Origin of the sequence: Streptomyces noursei (assembly GCF_001646665.1) — a bacterium.
GTDB lineage: Bacteria > Actinomycetota > Actinomycetes > Streptomycetales > Streptomycetaceae > Streptomyces > Streptomyces lavendulocolor.
The window spans coordinates 17,384-33,476 of sequence record NZ_LWBU01000169.1; the positions used below are offsets into that span (position 1 = coordinate 17,384).

The following is a 16,093-nucleotide window of genomic DNA, read 5'->3' on the forward strand; positions in this document are numbered from 1 at the left end:
GCGCGGGCGAGCGCGCCTGCGGGGCCCGACACGACCTAGGGCAGCAGGTGGGCGTAGGAGCGGGGGTGGGCCGCCAGGTAGGCGCGCAGGGTCGCCGGGGGGTGGCCGGTGAGGCGGCGGACCGTGTCGGCGACGGTGCCCATCTCGCCGGTGGCGATCGCCTGGTAGGAGGTGACCCAGCCGGTGACCTCCCAGTGCTCCGCGCCGAGGGCCGCACGGGAGGCGTAGGCCTCGGCGGGGGTCTCGGCGACGTAGCGGACCGGCCGGCCGGCCGCCCGGGACAGCTCCTCCGCCGCCTCAGCGAGGGTCAGCGCCTCCTCGCCGGTGACGTCGTAGGCGGCGCCGTCGTGCTCGGAGCCGCCCAGCAGCACGGCCGCCGCCACGTCCGCGATGTCCTCGTGGGCGACCGCCGCGACCCGCCCGTCGCCCGCCGGGCCCCGGATGACGCCGTCCGCGCCGGCCATCGCGGTGAACCCGGCGAGGTACCAGCTGTCGCGCAGGAACGTGTGGGGCACGTCCCTCGCCTCGATGTACCGCTCGGTGTGCCAGTGGTCCCGGGCGAAGGTGAACGTCGCCTGGGGCGCCGCGCCCAGGAACGACAGGTACACGATGCGCCCCACGCCCGCCGCCAGCGCCGCGTCGATCGCCGTCCGGTGGTCCTGGATCCGGTCGGGGCCCTCGTGCGCGGACACCAGGAACAGCGTGTCGGCGCCGTCCACGGCGCGGCGCACGGCCTCGCCGTCCCCGTAGGGCGCCGGCGCGGTCCGCACCGCGCCCGGCAGGTCCGGCAGCCGGGCGGGGTCACGGCCGAGCAGCCGGGTCTTGACGCCCCGGTCGGCGAGGCGGCGGGCGACACGGCCGCCGACGCGGCCGCTCGCCCCGGTCACAGCGATCACGGATGGCATGGGGCCGAGTCTGCCTCGGAGCGGTCAGGCGTACACCTCGGTGACCTCCAGCACGCGGGCGGTGATCCGCCCGTCCGGCGTACGCTCCGGGTCGGCCAGGTAGGCGCGGTAGGCGTCCTCGGTCGGGAACCGCACGAGGTGGACCTCCGACAGTCCGTCGGCGGTCCGCAGCCGCCGTTCGAGCCGCCCGCCGTGGCGCGGGAGGAGGGCGAGCGCCCTCTCCTCGTACGCCGTGGCCTCCTCCACCGCGTCGGCCGGGTAGTCCAGGAGCACGGCCAGCAGGAAGGCCGGGGCGGGTCCGCCGCCCAGCGGCTTGTAGAAGTGGACGTCGACGTTCCCGCCGGGGATGCCCTCGGAGCGCCCGGTCTCGACGTACCCCAGGCGCCGGTAGAACGCGGGCGCCTGGAAGGAGAACGACGACACGATCATGTGGTCGCAGCCGCGCCGCCGCGCCTCCTCCTCCGCCGCGCGCATCAGCTCCGTGCCGAGGCCGGTGCCGCGCCGGTCGTCGCGGACCCAGACCATGGAGACCCCGGCGAGTCCGCCCCACGTCCAGCCGGTGAGCCCGCCGGTGATCTCGCCCGTCGCGTCGTCGGTGGCGCGCACCGACAGCTCGGCCTCGTCACAGGCGCCGGTGGCGGCCCGGTTGAAGACCGTCAGCTCCTTGTCGAGGCGTGCGGACAGTTCCTTGTCCTCGCCCCCCACCGTAAGGGTCACTTGTCCTCCAGGTCGCCTTCGGTCTCCAGGTACACCTGGCGCAGCGCTTCGAGCACCTGCGGGTCGGGCTTCTCCCACATGCCGCGCGACTCGGCCTCCAGGAGCCGCTCGGCGATGCCGTGCAGCGCCCACGGGTTGGCCTCCTGGAGGAAGGCCTTGTTCTCCGGGTCCAGGACGTACGCCTCGGTGAGCCTGTCGTACATCCAGTCGGCGACGACGCCGGTCGTGGCGTCGTACCCGAAGAGGTAGTCGACGGTCGCGGCCAGCTCGAACGCGCCCTTGTAGCCGTGGCGGCGCATCGCCTCGATCCAGCGCGGGTTGACCACGCGGGCGCGGAAGACGCGGGACGTCTCCTCGACGAGGGTGCGGGTGCGCACGCTCTCGGGGCGGGTGGAGTCGCCGATGTACGCCTCGGGCGCCGTGCCCTTGAGCGCGCGCACGGTGGCGACCATGCCGCCGTGGTACTGGAAGTAGTCGTCCGAGTCGGCGATGTCGTGCTCGCGGGTGTCGGTGTTCTTCGCCGCCACCGCGATGCGCTTGTACGCCGTCTCCATCTCGCCGCGCGCCGGGCGGCCCTCCAGGCCGCGCCCGTACGCGTAGCCGCCCCACACCGTGTACACCTCGGCGAGGTCGGCGTCGGTGCGCCAGTCGCGCGAGTCGATCAGCTGGAGGATGCCCGCGCCGTACGTCCCCGGCCGGGAGCCGAAGATGCGGGTGGTGGCGCGGCGTTCGTCGCCGTGCTCGGCGAGGTCGGCCTGCGTGTGGGCGCGGACGTAGTTGTCGCCGGCGGGCTCGTCGAGCGAGGCGGCGAGCCGGACCGCGTCGTCGAGCAGCCCGATGGTGTGCGGGAACGCGTCGCGGAAGAAGCCCGAGATGCGCAGCGTCACGTCGATGCGCGGGCGGCCCAGCTCGGCGAGCGGGACGGGCTCCAGGCCGGTGACGCGGCGCGAGGCGTCGTCCCAGACGGGCCGGATGCCGAGCAGGGCGAGCGCCTCGGCGACGTCGTCGCCGGCGGTGCGCATGGCGCTGGTGCCCCACAGGGACAGGCCGACGGAGGTGGGCCATTCGCCGTTGTCGGCGCGGTACCGCTCCAGGAGGGAGTCGGCGAGGGCCTGGCCGGTCTCCCAGGCGAGCCGGGACGGCACGGCCTTGGGGTCGACGGAGTAGAAGTTCCGGCCGGTCGGCAGCACGTTGACCAGGCCCCGCAGCGGGGAGCCGGAGGGGCCGGCCGGGACGAAGCCGCCGTCCAGGGCGTGGACGGCGTTGTCCAGCTCGTCGGTGGTGGCGGCGAGGCGCGGGACGACCTGGCGGGCCGCGAAGTCGAGGATCGCGGCGACGGCCGGGTCGTACCCCTCGGCGACCCGGGTGACGGCGGCCGGGTTCCAGTCGGCGGCCTCCATCGCCTCGACCAGGGCGCGGGCCTTCGCCTCCGCCTCGTCGGCGCCTGTGCGGGTGGCGGCGGACTCGTCCAGGCCGAGGGCCTCGCGCAGGCCGGGCAGGGACTGCGTACCGCCCCAGATCTGCCGGGCGCGCAGGATCGACAGGACCAGGTTGACCCGCTCGGGGCCGGCGGGGGCGCCGCCGAGGACGTGCAGGCCGTCGCGGATCTGGGCGTCCTTGACCTCGCAGAGCCAGCCGTCGACGTGGAGCAGGAAGTCGTCGAACCCGTCGTCGTCGGGCCGGTCCTCCAGGCCCAGGTCGTGGTCGAGCTTGGCGGCCTGGATCAGCGTCCAGATCTGGGCGCGGATGGCCGGCAGCTTGGACGGGTCCATGGAGGAGATCTGCGCGTACTCGTCGAGCAGCTGCTCCAGGCGCGTGATGTCGCCGTACGACTCGGCGCGGGCCATCGGCGGCACCAGGTGGTCGACGAGCGTGGCGTGGACGCGGCGCTTGGCCTGGGTGCCCTCGCCCGGGTCGTTCACCAGGAACGGGTAGACCAGCGGGAGGTCGCCGAGGGCCGCGTCGGGGGCGCAGGCGGCGGACAGGCCGGCGTTCTTGCCGGGCAGCCACTCCAGGTTGCCGTGCTTGCCCAGGTGGACCATGGCGTCGGCGCCGAAACCGCCGTCCTCGGCGCGGGCGGCGATCCAGCGGTAGGCGGCCAGGTAGTGGTGGGAGGGCGGCAGGTCGGGGTCGTGGTAGATCGCGATCGGGTTCTCACCGAAGCCGCGCGGCGGCTGGATGAGGATCAGGAGGTTCCCGCGGCGCAGGGCGGCGAGGACGATGTCGCCCTCCGGGTTGCGGGAGCGGTCCAGGAACATCTCGCCGGGCGGCGGGCCCCAGTGCTCCTCGACCCGGTCCCGCAGCTCCTGCGGCAGGGCGGCGTACCAGCGCTTGTAGTCGGCGGCCGGGATGCGGACCGGGTTCCTGGCCAGCTGCTCCTCGGTGAGCCAGTCCTGGTCGTGGCCGCCCGCCTCGATGAGGGCGTAGATCAGCTCGTCGCCGTCGCCGGACGCCAGGCCCGGGACCTCCTCGGTGCCGAAGTCGTACCCCTCGTCGCGCAGCCGGCGCAGCAGCGCGACGGCGGAGGCGGGGGTGTCCAGGCCGACGGCGTTGCCGATGCGGGAGTGCTTGGTGGGGTACGCGGAGAGGACCAGCGCGAGGCGCTTGTCACGGTTGGGGATGTGCCGCAGCCGGGCGTGGCGGACGGCGATCCCTGCGACGCGGGCGGCGCGCTCGGCATCGGCGACGTACGCGGGCAGGCCGTCGGCGTCGATCTCCTTGAACGAGAACGGCACGGTGATGAGACGGCCGTCGAACTCCGGGACGGCGACCTGGCCGGCGGCGTCGAGCGGCGAGAGGCCCTCGTCGTTCTCCTCCCAGGCGGCGCGCGAGCCGGTCAGGCACAGGGCCTGGAGGATGGGGACGTCCAGGGCGGCGAGGGCGCCCGCGTCCCACGACTCGTCGTCGCCGCCCGCCTGCGCCTCGGCGGGCCTGGTGCCGCCGGCGGCGAGGACGGTGGTGACGACCGCGTCGACCGTCCGCAGGCTGTCCAGCAGCTCCGGCTCGGGGGCGCGGAGGGAGGCCACGTACAGCGGGAGGGCCTGGCCGCCCGCGTCCTCGATGGCGTCGCAGAGGGTGGAGACGAAGGCGGTGTTGCCGCTCATGTGGTGGGCGCGGTAGTAGAGCACGGCGACCGTGGGGCCGGTGGTGGTGCGCGCGGTCCGCTCCAGCGGGCCCCAGGTGGGGGCGGCGGCCGGGGGCTCGAAGCCGTGGCCGGTGAGCAGGACGGTGTCGGAGAGGAAGCGGGCGAGCTGCTCCAGGTTGCCCGGTCCGCCGTGGGCGAGGTAGGCGTGCGCCTCGGCCGCGATGCCGATCGGGACGGTGGAGGTCTCCATCAGCTGCGCGTCGGGGGCCTGTTCGCCGGTGAGGACGACGAGCGGCCTGCCCGTCTCCCGGAGCGCGTGGAGGCCGTCCTCCCAGGCGCGGATGCCGCCGAGGAGGCGTACGACGACGAGGTCGGCGCCGTCGAGGAGCCCCGGGAGGTCGTCCATGGGCAGCCGCGCCGGGTTGGCGAACCGGTAGGTGACGGGGCCTTCGGCCGCGCGGGCGCTGAGGAGGTCGGTGTCGGAGTGCGACAGCAGCAGGATCGTCGTGGCGGGCGCCTGGGCGGGGGCCGCCTCGGGCGTGGTCGCGTGCGTCATGACGTGCGCAGGCCTTCCTCGGGGTGTCCGCGCCCCGGGTGGTCGTAGGACGGCGGGAGTTCCTGACTCGCCCGGTTTCCGGCCGGACTCACAGTGGCGGGACCGCGCCGGATTCTCACCGGGCTTCCTCCCTAGGGCCCTGGGACCCTGTGCCGTCTGCATAGTAGAGGCTGCGCGTATGCTCGCCGCCATGCCGCCCAGCTCACCAAATCCCCAGGACCGGGGTGAAGCGCACATACGGGACCGTGTCCGCGAGCGCGGTGACGCGTGCCCCGGCGCGCTCCGGCTGCACCGCGCCGACGACGGGTCGCTGGCCCGGCTCCGCCTCCCGACCGGCGTGCTGACGCCCCGTCAAGTCCTCGCGCTGGCCGACGCGACGGACCGCCTGGGCGACGGCCACCTCTCCCTCACCTCGCGCGGCAACGTGGAGTTGAGGGGCCTCGGCGAAGGCTGCGGACTCGGGCTGGCGGACCTGCTGCGGCAGGCGGACCTGCTGCCCTCCGAACGGCACGAGCGGGTACGGAACATGGTCGTCTCGCCGCTCGCTGGGCCGGGCGTGCAGACGTGGGCCGCCCGCCTCGACGCGCTCCTGTGCGCCGAGGAGTGGACGACGGAGCTGTCCGGCCGCTTCCTGTTCGCCGTGGACGACGGCCGGGGCGACGTGGCGGCCCTCGCCGCCGATGTGACGTTGCTCGCAGCCCCGGACGGGAGCGCGCTGCTGCGCGTCGCGGACCGGACGTGGCGGGTGGCCGCCGCCGACGCGCCGCGCGCCGCGCTCGCGGCGGCGGAGGCGTTCCTCGCGGCCGCCCGGCGGGCGGGCACCGGCGCGTGGCGGGTGCGGGAGCTGCCGGCGGGGCAGGACGTGGACGTGACGCAGCACCTGCGGCGGGCGGCGGTCGCCGCCGAACCCGCACCGGACGCCGCCCCGCCGGCCGGAGGACCGCCCCCGCCCGGGGTGATCGGCGACGGCACGGTGTCCGTCCTGGCCCGCCTCGGCCGGGTGAGCTCGGCGCAGTTCCGCGCGCTGCTGCCCGCCGAGGAGGTCCGGGTCACCCCGTGGCGCGGCTTCGTCCTGCCGGGCTTCCCCACCCGGGCGGCGGCCGAGGAGCGGCTGCGGGCCCTCGACGGAGCCGGGTTCCTCACCCGTACCGACTCGCCGTGGATCGGCGTCACCGCGTGCACCGGGCGCCCCGGCTGCGCCAAGTCCCTGTCCGACGTACGGGCCGACGCGCGGCCCCGCGCGGACGCGCTGCCCGTCCACTGGTCGGGCTGCGCCCGCCGGTGCGGCCACCCGCAGGGCGCGTGGACCGACATGGTGGCGACCGGCGAAGGCGCGTACCAGATGACCGTACAAGGACCGACGAGATGAGCGAGAGCAGAGTGTTCGACTACGAGAAGGACGGGGCGGAGATCTACCGCCAGTCCTTTGCCACGATCCGCGCCGAGGCGGATCTCGCGGACCTGCCGGCCGACGTCAGCCAGGTCGCCGTGCGGATGATCCACGCCTGCGGCATGGTCGACCTCGTCCGCGACCTGGCGTACACGCCGGACGTGGTGGCCCGCGCCCGCGAGGCGCTGCGTGCCGGAGCGCCGATCCTGTGCGACGCGCAGATGGTCGCCAGCGGCGTCACGCGCAAGCGGCTGCCCGCCGGCAACGACGTGGTCTGCACGCTCTCCGACCCGTCCGTCCCGGAGCTCGCCGCCGAACTCGGCACCACCCGCAGCGCCGCCGCGCTGGAGCTGTGGCGCGACCGGCTCGAAGGGTCGGTCGTCGCGGTGGGCAACGCCCCGACCGCGCTGTTCCGCCTCCTGGAGATGATCGAGGCGGGCGCGCCCCGCCCGGCGGCCGTGATCGGCATACCGGTCGGCTTCATCGGCGCGGCCGAGTCCAAGGACGCGCTGGCGGCGTTCCCCGGCCTGGAGCACCTGGTGGTGCGCGGGCGGCGGGGCGGCAGCGCGATGGCGGCGGCCGCGATCAACGCGATCGCCCACGAGGCGGAGATCCAGGCATGAGCGGAAAGCTGTACGGCGTGGGCCTCGGCCCCGGCGACCCGAACCTGATGACGGTCGCGGCGGTGAAGGCCATCGCGGCCGCCGACGTGATCGCGTACCACTCGGCGCGCCACGGGCGCTCGATCGCGCGCTCGATCGCGGCCGAGCACATCCGCGAGGACCACGTCGAAGAGCGCCTGATGTACCCGCTGACCGTCGAGACGACGGACCACCCGGGCGGCTACCGGGGCGCGCTGAACGACTTCTACGAGGAGGCGTCGGCGCGGCTCGCCGCCCACCTGGACGCGGGCCGCACGGTCGCCGTCCTCGCCGAGGGCGACCCGCTGTTCTACGGCTCCTACCAGCACATGCACAAGCGGCTGGCACACCGGTACGACACGGAGGTCATCCCCGGCGTCACCTCGGTGAGCGCGTCGGCGGCCCGGCTGGGCAAGCCCCTGTGCGAGGCGGAGGAGATCCTGACGATCATCCCCGGCACCCTGCCGGAGGAGGAGCTGACCGCCCGGCTGGCCGCCACCGACTCGGCCGTCGTGATGAAGCTGGGCCGCACCTTCCCGGCGGTGCGGCGCGCCCTGGAGCGGGCCGGCCGGCTGGACGACGCCCACTACGTGGAGCGGGCCACGATGGCCGGCGAACGGACCGGCGCCCTCGCGGACGTCGACCCCGGGTCGGTCCCGTACTTCTCCGTGGCGGTGCTCCCGTCGCGCGTCGACTCCGGCCCGGCCGTGCCCGAACGGGGCGAGGTCCTGGTCGTCGGCACCGGCCCGGCCGGCCCCCTGTGGCTGACGCCCGAGACGCGCGGCGCCCTCGCCTCGGCCACCGACCTGGTGGGCTACACCACCTACCTGGACCGCGTCCCGGTGCGCCCCGGGCAGGAACGGCACGGCTCGGACAACAAGGTCGAGTCGGAGCGGGCCGAGTTCGCCCTGGACCTGGCCCGGCGCGGGCGCCGCGTGGCGGTCGTGTCGGGCGGCGACCCGGGCGTGTTCGCCATGGCCACCGCGGTCCTGGAGGTCGCCGCCCAGGCCCCGTACGCGGACGTCCCGGTGCGGGTCCTGCCGGGCGTGACCGCCGCGAACGCCGCCGCCGCGAAGGCGGGCGCGCCGCTGGGCCACGACTACGCCACCATCTCCCTGTCGGACCGCCTCAAGCCCTGGGACGTCATCGCGGAACGGCTCCGCGCGGCGGCCGCCGCCGATCTGGTCCTCGCCCTCTACAACCCGGGCTCCGCCAGCCGCACCTGGCAGGTCGCCAAGGCGCGCGAACTCCTCCTGGAGCACCGCGCCCCCGACACCCCGGTGGTGGTCGCCCGCGACGTGGGAGGCCCGGAGGAGTCCGTGCGCGTCCTGCCCCTGATGGACCTGGACCCGGCGGAGGTCGACATGCGCACCCTCCTCCTGATCGGCTCCTCCCAGACCCAGGCGGTACGCCGCGGCGACGGCGCCACGGTGACGTGGACGCCCCGCCGGTACCCGGAGGGCTGACCCCAGGCGGGCGCCCGGCGGGGTGATCCCCCCGGGCGCCGGCGCGCCGGTGTGCCGGCGCGCCCCGGCACACCGGGCCGGGGGCCTGTTCCGGCCGGGGGGCGCCCCGGCCGCGTACCGACCGCCCATGCGGCGGGCCGAACCAAGATCCCTCCTTCGGGGAACAGCAGGTGACTGTGTGACCTGTCGGGGGGATGCGTGGTGGAGAGCCGCAGACGGTTCCTGAAGGCCGTCGGGGGTAGTGGGGCGGTGGTGGCGCTGGCCGGAGGTGGGTTTCTGGTGGGACGGCAGGGGTCCGTGGAGACGACGGTGCCCGCCGGGCTGCCGTTCACGTTCGGCACGCACGGGTTCCGGTGCGTCCTCGACGTGCCCGACGCGATGCGGCCCTGGCGGGACCGGGTGGCCCCGCGGGAGGACGCGGGGACGCACGACCGGGACGGGGTGCGGATGTTCCGGTGGAACGGCGGGCTCCACGACCACCCGGTCGGGCAGATCCAGTACGGGCTGGAGAACCTGGCCGCCTACCGGCGCACCGGCGACGCGTTCTTCCTCGACCGGGCGCGGGCGCAGGCCGGGCGGGTGGTGGAGCGGCGGCACGAACGGCGCGGGGCCTGGTTCTTCCCGTACCCCTTCGACTTCACGCACGCCGTGCACACCGGCATCTCCTACGAGGCGCCCTGGTACTCCGGCATGGCGCAGGGCGAGGCGCTGAGCCTGTTCGCCCAGCTGGCGCAGCTCCCGGCCGTCCCGGCGGCGGCGCGGGAGCGGTACCGCAGGGCGGCGGACGGGGCGTTCCGGTCCCTGCTGGCGGGGAACGGCGAGCAGCCGTGGGTGGTCGCCCGGGACGGGGCGGGCCACCTGTGGATCCACGAGTACCCGATCGACCCGCCGGGCACCTCCGACCACACGTACAACGGCTTCATGTTCGCCGCCCTCGGGCTGTGGGACTACTACGCCCTGACCCGCAGCCCGCTGGCGGCCGACCTCTTCGACGGCTCGCTGACCACCCTCACCGCGAACTTCCGCGCCCTGCGCAACCCCCGCTGGCTGTCGCACTACTGCCGGACGCACGCCATCCCCACGAAGTCGTACCACCCGGTGCACGTCACGCTGCTGCGCCAGTTGTCCTGGCTGTCCGGCAGCGAGCTGCTCGCCGCCCAGTCCGACCTGCTGGCGGACGACTACCCGCCGCCGTCGCTCGGCCCGGAGGGCGGACCGGTCCACCTCGCGGAAGGCGCCCACACGCTGCTGCGGTTCGACGACGGCGGCGCCGTGACCGCCACCCGCACCCTGGAGCTGGCCCGCCCGGCCGGGGCCACCGCCTCGCACCGGATCCGGATCGAGGGGCGGGACGTGCACTACCTCCTGGCGGACGGCCCCGGCGCCGGCTGGTACGTCGCCGAGCGGTACCCGGCCGCGTACCTGCGGGGCGAGTGGTGCGCGTCCGACCACCGTCCGGCGCGACGCGCGCGGTTCCGGGCCGGGGTGAGCGTCGTGTGCCGCAGGGGCACGGAGGAGCGGACGGTGACGTACCCGCGGGACACCCCCGTGCACTACGACCGCCGCTCCCTCGTCGACGGCCGCATGATGCTGCGCGCGACCGACGGGGACGCCAAGGGCTGGTGGGTGCCGGGCTCGCAGCTGCTGGCGGGCTGACGGGGGCGGGGCGACGGGGGCGGGGCACGGCGGCTGGGGGGCGGGCACTGGTGCTGGCCCCAGCATGGATCTTCAGGCCCGCCGGATGGGCGGGGGCGGGCGGATCCGGGATCGTCGTCGCATGACCACTCACGCCGTACGAGCCGTCGCGCTCGCCCTCTCCGCCTCGGCCGTCGCCGCGGCGCTCACCGCCGTCGCCGCACCCGCCTCCGCCTCACCCGCCGCCTCCGCCTCACCCGCCGTCACCGCCGCCGGCGCCGCACCGGCCGCCCGGGCCGGGGCGCCCGGTCTCGTGTGGGGCGCGTGCGCCCACGCCGGGGCGCCGGCCGACCAGGAGTGCGCCCGGTTACCGGTGCCGCTCGACTACCGCGATCCGGACGGCCGGTGGCTGAGCGTCGCCGTGAGCCGGGTGCGCGGCGACCGGCCCGGGGCACGGCGCGGGACGCTGCTGCTGATACCGGGCGGCCCGGGCACGTCCGGGGTGCAGATGCTGACGAAGAAGCACCAGGCCCTGCGGAAGGAGCTGTCGGGCGCCTACGACCTGGTCAGCCTGGACCCCCGGGGAGTGGGCGGCAGCACGACCGCGAGCTGCGGGCTCGCCGAGGAGGACCGCCACCTGGTGACCCTGCGGTCGTACCCGTCGCCGGACGGCTCCATCGACGGCAACGTCGCCCGCTCCCGGCGGGTGGCCGAGGCGTGCGACCGGAACGGGGGCGCGGTGCTGCGCAGCTTCAGCACCGCCAACGAGGTCCGCGACATCGACCGGCTGCGGCAGGCGCTGGGCGAGGAGCGGCTGTCGGCGTGGGGGGTGTCGTACGGGACCTACGTCGGTGCCGTGTACGCGCAGACCTTCCCGCACCGCACCGACCGCTGGGTGCTGGACAGCAGCGGCGACCCCGACCCGGCGCGGGTGGCCCGAGGGTGGCTGGCCAACGTGGCGGCGGGCACCGAGGACCGCTTCCCCGACTTCGCGGCGTGGGCGTCGGCCCCCTCCACCCCGCCGGCGCTCCGCCTCGCCGGACGCCCCGAGGACGTGCGCCCCGCGTTCCTCGCCCTCGCCGCCCGGCTGGACCGGGAGCCGCGCGAGTCCACCACCCCCGGTGTTCCGCTCACGGGCAACCGGCTGCGCCAGGCGCTCCAGACCGCCCTCCACAGCGACGACCGCTTCCCCGCCCTTGCCGCCCTGATACGGGCAGCGCAGGAGCCGGCCGGAAAGCCGGTCCTCACCCCGGAGACGGCCGGACCGCTCACGGACGAACAGGCCGCGGTCACCGCCGCCGTCGTCTGCAACGACGTCCGCTGGCCCTCGTCGGTCCCGGCGCACCGGCGGGCCGTCACGGAGGACCGCGCCCGCCATCCCCTGACGGCCGGCATGCCGGTGAACATCACGCCCTGCTCGTTCTGGAAGCACGCCCCCGCCGACAGGCCCACCCAGGTGACCGACAGCGGCCCCTCCAACGTCCTGATGATCCAGAACCGCCGTGACCCCTACACCCCCCACTCCGGCGCTCTGCGGATGCGCGCCGCCTTCGGTGACCGCGCCCGGCTCGTCACCGTGGAGAGCGGCGGCCACGGTTCCTACCTGGGCAGTGGCGACGCCTGCGGGGACGCGGCGGTCACCGGCTTCCTGCTGACGGGCGCACGCCCCGCGGAGGACACCGTCTGCCCGGCGCCGACGCCGGCCGGCACGCGCTGACCGGTGCCCGTCAGCCCGTCCGGGGCAGGGCCGCCGCGCCGCCGGTCAGCCACGCCGCGGCCTCCTCCGGGGTCGGGGCCACGGGCACTTTGTCCGGGGCCGGCGGGCGGCGCACCACGACGACGGGGACGCGTGCCTCCCGGGCGGCGGTGAGCTTGGGTGCCGTCGCCGCGCCCCCGCTGTCCTTGGTGACCAGGACGTCGATGGCGTGGCGCCGCAGCACCTCGCGCTCCCCGTCCAGGGTGAACGGCCCGCGGTCGAGGAGCACCTCCATCCGCGGCGGGTACGGGGGCTCGGGGGCGTCCACCGAGCGGAGCAGGAACCAGGCGTCGGCGATGTGCGCGAAGGAGGCGAGGCCCATCCGGCCGGTGGTGAGGAAGACGCGGCGGCCCAGGGCGCTCGCCGTGCCGGCGGCCTCCTCCAGGGTGTCCACCATGTGCCAGTCGTCGCCGTCGACCGGGGCCCAGCCGGGCCGGCGGAGGGCGAGCAGGGGAACATGGGCGTCGGCGGCCGCCCGGGCCGCGTGGAAACTCATCGTGTCGGCGAAAGGATGGGTGGCGTCGATGACCGCGTCCACCTGGTGTTCGCGCAGCCAGCGCGCCAGGCCCTCGGCCCCGCCGAACCCGCCGATGCGGACCTCGCCCGGCGGCAGCTTCGGGGCGGCGACCCGGCCCGCCAGCGAGGACGTGGTCCGGACCGCCCCGTGGAGGATCTCCGCGAGGCGGCGGGCCTCGGTCGTTCCACCGAGGATCAGTACGTGCATCGAGGTCCGTCCATGAGTGCGAGTGCCAGTGCCAGTGGCAGTGCGAGTGAGTCCGCGGGTGCGGGGGCGGGCGGCGCCGCGACCGGTGCGGGGGCGGGCGGCGGCCGCGTGGCCCAACTCAAGCACACCGGTCTGCGGTCCGGATGGACGACCGGGGCGTGCGCGACGGCGGCGACGACCGCCGCGTACACCGCGCTGCTGACCGGGGACTTCCCCGACCCCGTCAGCATCACCCTGCCGAAGGGGCAGACCCCGGCGTTCGCGCTGGCGGCGGAGGAGCTGACGGACGCGTACGCCATGGCCGGGATCGTCAAGGACGCCGGTGACGACCCGGACGTGACCCACGGGGCTCTGGTCCGGGCCGCCGTCCGGCTCCTTCCGGCCGGTGCGGGCGTGGTGTTCCGGGCGGGCCCCGGCGTGGGCACCGTCACCCGCCCCGGCCTGCCGCTGGAGGTGGGCGAGCCGGCGATCAACCCCGTGCCGCGGCAGCTGATGCGCGAGCACGTCGCCCGGGTCGCGGCCGCGCACGGCGGCACCGGCGACGTCGAGATCACCGTGTCGGTCGACCACGGCGAGGAGATCGCCCGTTCCACGTGGAACCCCCGCCTGGGAATCCTGGGCGGCCTGTCGATCCTGGGCACCACCGGGGTGGTCGTGCCGTACTCGTGCTCCGCCTGGATCGACTCCATCCGGCGCGGGGTGGACGTGGCGCGGGCGGCGGGCCGCACGCATGTCGCCGGCTGCACGGGCTCGACGTCGGAGCGGACGGTCACGGCGCTGTACGGGCTGCCGGAGGACGCCCTGCTCGACATGGGCGACTTCGCGGGCGCCGTCCTGAAGTACGTGCGCCGCCACCCGGTGGACCGGCTCACCGTCTGCGGCGGCTTCGCGAAGCTGTCCAAGCTCGCGGCGGGCCACCTCGACCTGCACTCGGCGCGCTCCCAGGTCGACAAGGGCTTCCTCGCGGAGCTGGCCCGGCAGGGCGGTGCCGACGAGGAGCTGGCCGGGGAGGTGGCGGCCGCCAACACCGGCCTCGCCGCGCTCCAGCTGTGCGCCGCGGCCGGTGTGCCGCTGGGCGACCTCGTCGCCGAGACGGCCCGCGACCAGGCCCTCGGGGTGCTGCGCGGCGCGCCCGTCACGGTCGACGTGGTGTGCATCGACCGCGCGGGCACGGTGGTGGGGCGCAGCGAGCCGCGGGGCCCTCAGCAGACGTGACGGTCGCGCTCCGGCGAGTACAGGTGGCTGTCGCGGAACTGCGTCGCCGCCAGGGTGCGGCCCACCAGGATGACCGCCGTGCGGGTGATGCCGGCGTCCTTGGTGGCGGCGGCGATGTCGGCGAGGGTGCCGCGCAGGATCACCTCGTCGGGGCGGCTGGCCATCGCGACCACGGCGGCCGGGCAGTCGGCCCCGTAGTGCGGGGTCAGTTCGGCGACGACCCGGTCGACGTACCGGGCCGCCAGGTGCAGCACCAGCAGGGCGCCGCTGCGGCCCAGGGTCGCCAGGTCCTCGCCCTCCGGCATGGCGGTGGCCTGCTCGGCGATCCGGGTCAGGATGACGGTCTGGCCCACGGTCGGGACGGTCAGCTCCCGCTTGAGCGCGGCGGCCGCGGCGGCGAACGCCGGGACGCCGGGCACGACCTCGTACGGGATCCCCGCCGCGTCCAGCCGCCGCATCTGCTCGGCGACCGCGCTGAACACCGACGGGTCGCCCGAGTGGAGGCGCGCCACGTCGTGCCCCTCCTCGTGGGCGCGGACCAGTTCGGCGGTGATGGCGTCCAGGTCGAGGCGGGCGGTGTCGACGAGCCGGGCGTCCGGCGGGCACTCGTCGAGCAGTTCGCGCGGGACGAGGGACCCGGCGTACAGGCACACCCGGCAGGAGGCGAGGGTGCGGGCGCCGCGCAGGGTGATCAGGTCGGCGGCGCCGGGGCCCGCGCCGATGAAGTAGACGGTCATTCTCAGCCTGCCTGGGGTTTCGTTACGGACCATTGCGTGACCGGCATGGCCTGACGCCAGCCGGTGAAGCCGCCCACCGGGACGGCATGCGCGACCGCGAGCCGCACCAGCTCGCCGCCGTGGCGCCGGTACCGGTCGGCGAGCAGCGCCTCGGACTCGAGGGTCACGGTGTTGGCGACCAGCCGCCCGCCCGGCCGGAGGGCGTCCCAGCAGGCGTCCAGCAGCCCGTGGGCGGTCAGCCCGCCGCCGATGAACACCGCGTCGGGGGCGGGCAGCTCCGTGAGCCCGGCCGGGGCGGCGGCGGTGACGACCCGGAGGGCGGGTACGCCGAGGGCGGCGGCGTTGCGGGTGATGCGGGCGGCCCGTTCAGGGGAGCGCTCGACGCTCACCGCGCGGCAGGTGCGGTGGGTACGCATCCACTCGATGCCGATCGAGCCGGACCCGCCGCCGATGTCCCACAGCAGCTCGCCGGGCGCCGGCGCCAGCGCGGCGAGCGTCGCGGCGCGCACATGCCGCTTCGTGAGCTGGCCGTCGTGCTCGTACGCGGCGTCCGGCAGACCGGGCACGGCTCCGAGGTGCGGGGCCAGGGGGTCGCGCGCGCAGTCGACGGCGATGACGTTCAGCGGGTCGCCGGGCGGGTGGGCCCAGCCGTCGGCGGTCCCGGTCAGGTGATGCTCGCGCTCGGAGCCGAGCTGCTCCAGGACGGTGAGGCGGCTCGGCCCGAAGCCCCGCTCGCGCAGCAGCCCGGCCACCTCGCCCGGGGTGGCCGCGCCCGCGCTGAGCACCAGCAGCCGGCGCCGGTGGTGCAGCGCGGCGGCCAGCGAGGCCGCCGGGCGCCCGACGAGGGTGACGATCTCGGTGTCCTCCAGCGGCCAGCCGAGGCGGGCGCACGCGTACGAGGCGGAGGACGGGTGCGGCAGGACGCGCAGCCGCCCGGGGCCGGCCGTCTCGGCGAGGGCGCGCCCGATGCCGTAGAACATGGGGTCGCCGCTGGCGAGGACGGCGAGCCTGCGGCCGTCGCGGGTGTGCTCGGCGAGCAGGGCGGGGACGGCCGGGCGCAGCGGGGACGGCCAGGCGACCCGTTCGGCCGGGCAGTGCGCCGGGAGGAGCCCGAGCTGCCGGTCGCCGCCGATGACGACGTCGGCGTCGAGCAGGGCCGTGCGGGACGCGTCGGGGAGCCCGGCCCAGCCGTCCGCTCCGATGCCGACGACGGTCACGGGCGGCGGGGCGGCGGGTGCGGGGGCGGGGCTGCTCACGGGCTGGAAC

The 16,093-nt window shown here is 75.9% G+C and carries 12 protein-coding genes and 1 riboswitch; of the genes, 6 read left to right on the top strand and 6 right to left on the bottom strand.

The window, feature by feature from the left end; translation table 11 throughout:
* Positions 1–35 precede the first annotated feature (35 nt).
* Genes A4V12_RS13800 through cobN form a run of 3 tightly spaced genes read right to left on the bottom strand, consistent with a single transcriptional unit; the run spans position 36 to position 5,263 of the window.
* Positions 36–905, bottom strand: coding sequence for an SDR family oxidoreductase (locus A4V12_RS13800; protein WP_064069623.1), 870 nt, complete (start codon positions 903–905; stop codon positions 36–38).
* 24 nt (positions 906–929) lie between these two features.
* Positions 930–1,622 carry a GNAT family N-acetyltransferase gene (locus A4V12_RS13805; RefSeq protein WP_234372177.1) on the bottom strand — a complete coding sequence of 231 codons (693 nt, stop codon included), beginning with the start codon at positions 1,620–1,622 and terminating at the stop codon, positions 930–932.
* Positions 1,619–5,263, bottom strand: coding sequence for a cobaltochelatase subunit CobN (cobN, locus tag A4V12_RS13810; RefSeq protein WP_064069624.1), 3,645 nt, complete (start codon positions 5,261–5,263; stop codon positions 1,619–1,621). Before cobN ends, A4V12_RS13805 begins: the two co-directional genes overlap by 4 nt.
* Positions 5,264–5,299: 36 nt before the next feature.
* Positions 5,300–5,430: riboswitch (cobalamin riboswitch) on the bottom strand.
* Between the two features lie 23 nt (positions 5,431–5,453).
* On the opposite strand from cobN, the gene A4V12_RS13815 reads away from it, so the two are divergent.
* The 5 genes from A4V12_RS13815 to A4V12_RS13835 all read left to right on the top strand — a co-directional run bounded on the left by A4V12_RS13815 (position 5,454) and on the right by A4V12_RS13835 (position 12,112).
* Positions 5,454–6,632 (top strand): cobalamin biosynthesis protein CobG, encoded by a 1,179-nt coding sequence (locus A4V12_RS13815; RefSeq protein WP_234372178.1) that lies wholly within the window; start codon positions 5,454–5,456, stop codon positions 6,630–6,632.
* A complete protein-coding gene (locus A4V12_RS13820; protein ID WP_064069626.1) occupies positions 6,629–7,276 on the top strand; it encodes a precorrin-8X methylmutase in 648 nt (215 codons plus the stop codon). The genes A4V12_RS13815 and A4V12_RS13820 overlap by 4 nt, the downstream gene beginning before the upstream one ends.
* A complete protein-coding gene (locus A4V12_RS13825; protein ID WP_064069627.1) occupies positions 7,273–8,760 on the top strand; it encodes a precorrin-2 C(20)-methyltransferase in 1,488 nt (495 codons plus the stop codon). The genes A4V12_RS13820 and A4V12_RS13825 overlap by 4 nt, the downstream gene beginning before the upstream one ends.
* A 279-nt stretch (positions 8,761–9,039) precedes the next feature.
* Positions 9,040–10,416, top strand: coding sequence for a D-glucuronyl C5-epimerase family protein (locus A4V12_RS13830; protein ID WP_064069628.1), 1,377 nt, complete (start codon positions 9,040–9,042; stop codon positions 10,414–10,416).
* 121 nt (positions 10,417–10,537) lie between these two features.
* Positions 10,538–12,112 (top strand): alpha/beta hydrolase, encoded by a 1,575-nt coding sequence (locus A4V12_RS13835; protein ID WP_064069629.1) that lies wholly within the window; start codon positions 10,538–10,540, stop codon positions 12,110–12,112.
* A gap of 10 nt (positions 12,113–12,122) precedes the next feature.
* Here the strand turns inward: A4V12_RS13835 and A4V12_RS13840 are convergent, their stop codons facing one another.
* The gene (locus tag A4V12_RS13840; RefSeq protein ID WP_064069630.1) at positions 12,123–12,875 is read right to left on the bottom strand and encodes a cobalt-precorrin-6A reductase; all 753 of its coding nucleotides are present in this window, start codon (positions 12,873–12,875) and stop codon (positions 12,123–12,125) included.
* Between the two features lie 12 nt (positions 12,876–12,887).
* On the opposite strand from A4V12_RS13840, the gene A4V12_RS13845 reads away from it, so the two are divergent.
* On the top strand, positions 12,888–14,090 hold the full coding sequence (locus A4V12_RS13845; protein WP_234372179.1) for a cobalt-precorrin-5B (C(1))-methyltransferase: 1,203 nt from the start codon (positions 12,888–12,890) through the stop codon (positions 14,088–14,090).
* Here A4V12_RS13845 and cobM read toward each other — a convergent pair.
* Entirely contained in the window at positions 14,078–14,827 is a 750-nt protein-coding gene (cobM, locus tag A4V12_RS13850; RefSeq protein WP_064069632.1) for a precorrin-4 C(11)-methyltransferase, read from the bottom strand. The genes A4V12_RS13845 and cobM overlap by 13 nt on opposite strands.
* Before the next feature lie 2 nt (positions 14,828–14,829).
* Positions 14,830–16,083, bottom strand: coding sequence for a precorrin-6y C5,15-methyltransferase (decarboxylating) subunit CbiE (gene cbiE / locus A4V12_RS13855; protein ID WP_423550044.1), 1,254 nt, complete (start codon positions 16,081–16,083; stop codon positions 14,830–14,832).
* Positions 16,084–16,093 lie beyond the last annotated feature (10 nt).

Excerpts from the sequence above, each read along its gene's own strand:
- A4V12_RS13800 (WP_064069623.1), bottom strand. The coding sequence starts at position 905 with ATGCCATCCGTGATCGCTGTGACCGGGGCGAGCGGCCGCGTCGGCGGC.
- cobN (WP_064069624.1), bottom strand. The coding sequence starts at position 5,263 with ATGACGCACGCGACCACGCCCGAGGCGGCCCCCGCCCAGGCGCCCGCC.
- A4V12_RS13815 (WP_234372178.1), top strand. The coding sequence starts at position 5,454 with ATGCCGCCCAGCTCACCAAATCCCCAGGACCGGGGTGAAGCGCACATA.
- A4V12_RS13820 (WP_064069626.1), top strand. The coding sequence starts at position 6,629 with ATGAGCGAGAGCAGAGTGTTCGACTACGAGAAGGACGGGGCGGAGATC.
- A4V12_RS13825 (WP_064069627.1), top strand. The coding sequence starts at position 7,273 with ATGAGCGGAAAGCTGTACGGCGTGGGCCTCGGCCCCGGCGACCCGAAC.
- A4V12_RS13835 (WP_064069629.1), top strand. The coding sequence starts at position 10,538 with ATGACCACTCACGCCGTACGAGCCGTCGCGCTCGCCCTCTCCGCCTCG.
- A4V12_RS13840 (WP_064069630.1), bottom strand. The coding sequence starts at position 12,875 with ATGCACGTACTGATCCTCGGTGGAACGACCGAGGCCCGCCGCCTCGCG.
- A4V12_RS13845 (WP_234372179.1), top strand. The coding sequence starts at position 12,888 with ATGAGTGCGAGTGCCAGTGCCAGTGGCAGTGCGAGTGAGTCCGCGGGT.
- cobM (WP_064069632.1), bottom strand. The coding sequence starts at position 14,827 with ATGACCGTCTACTTCATCGGCGCGGGCCCCGGCGCCGCCGACCTGATC.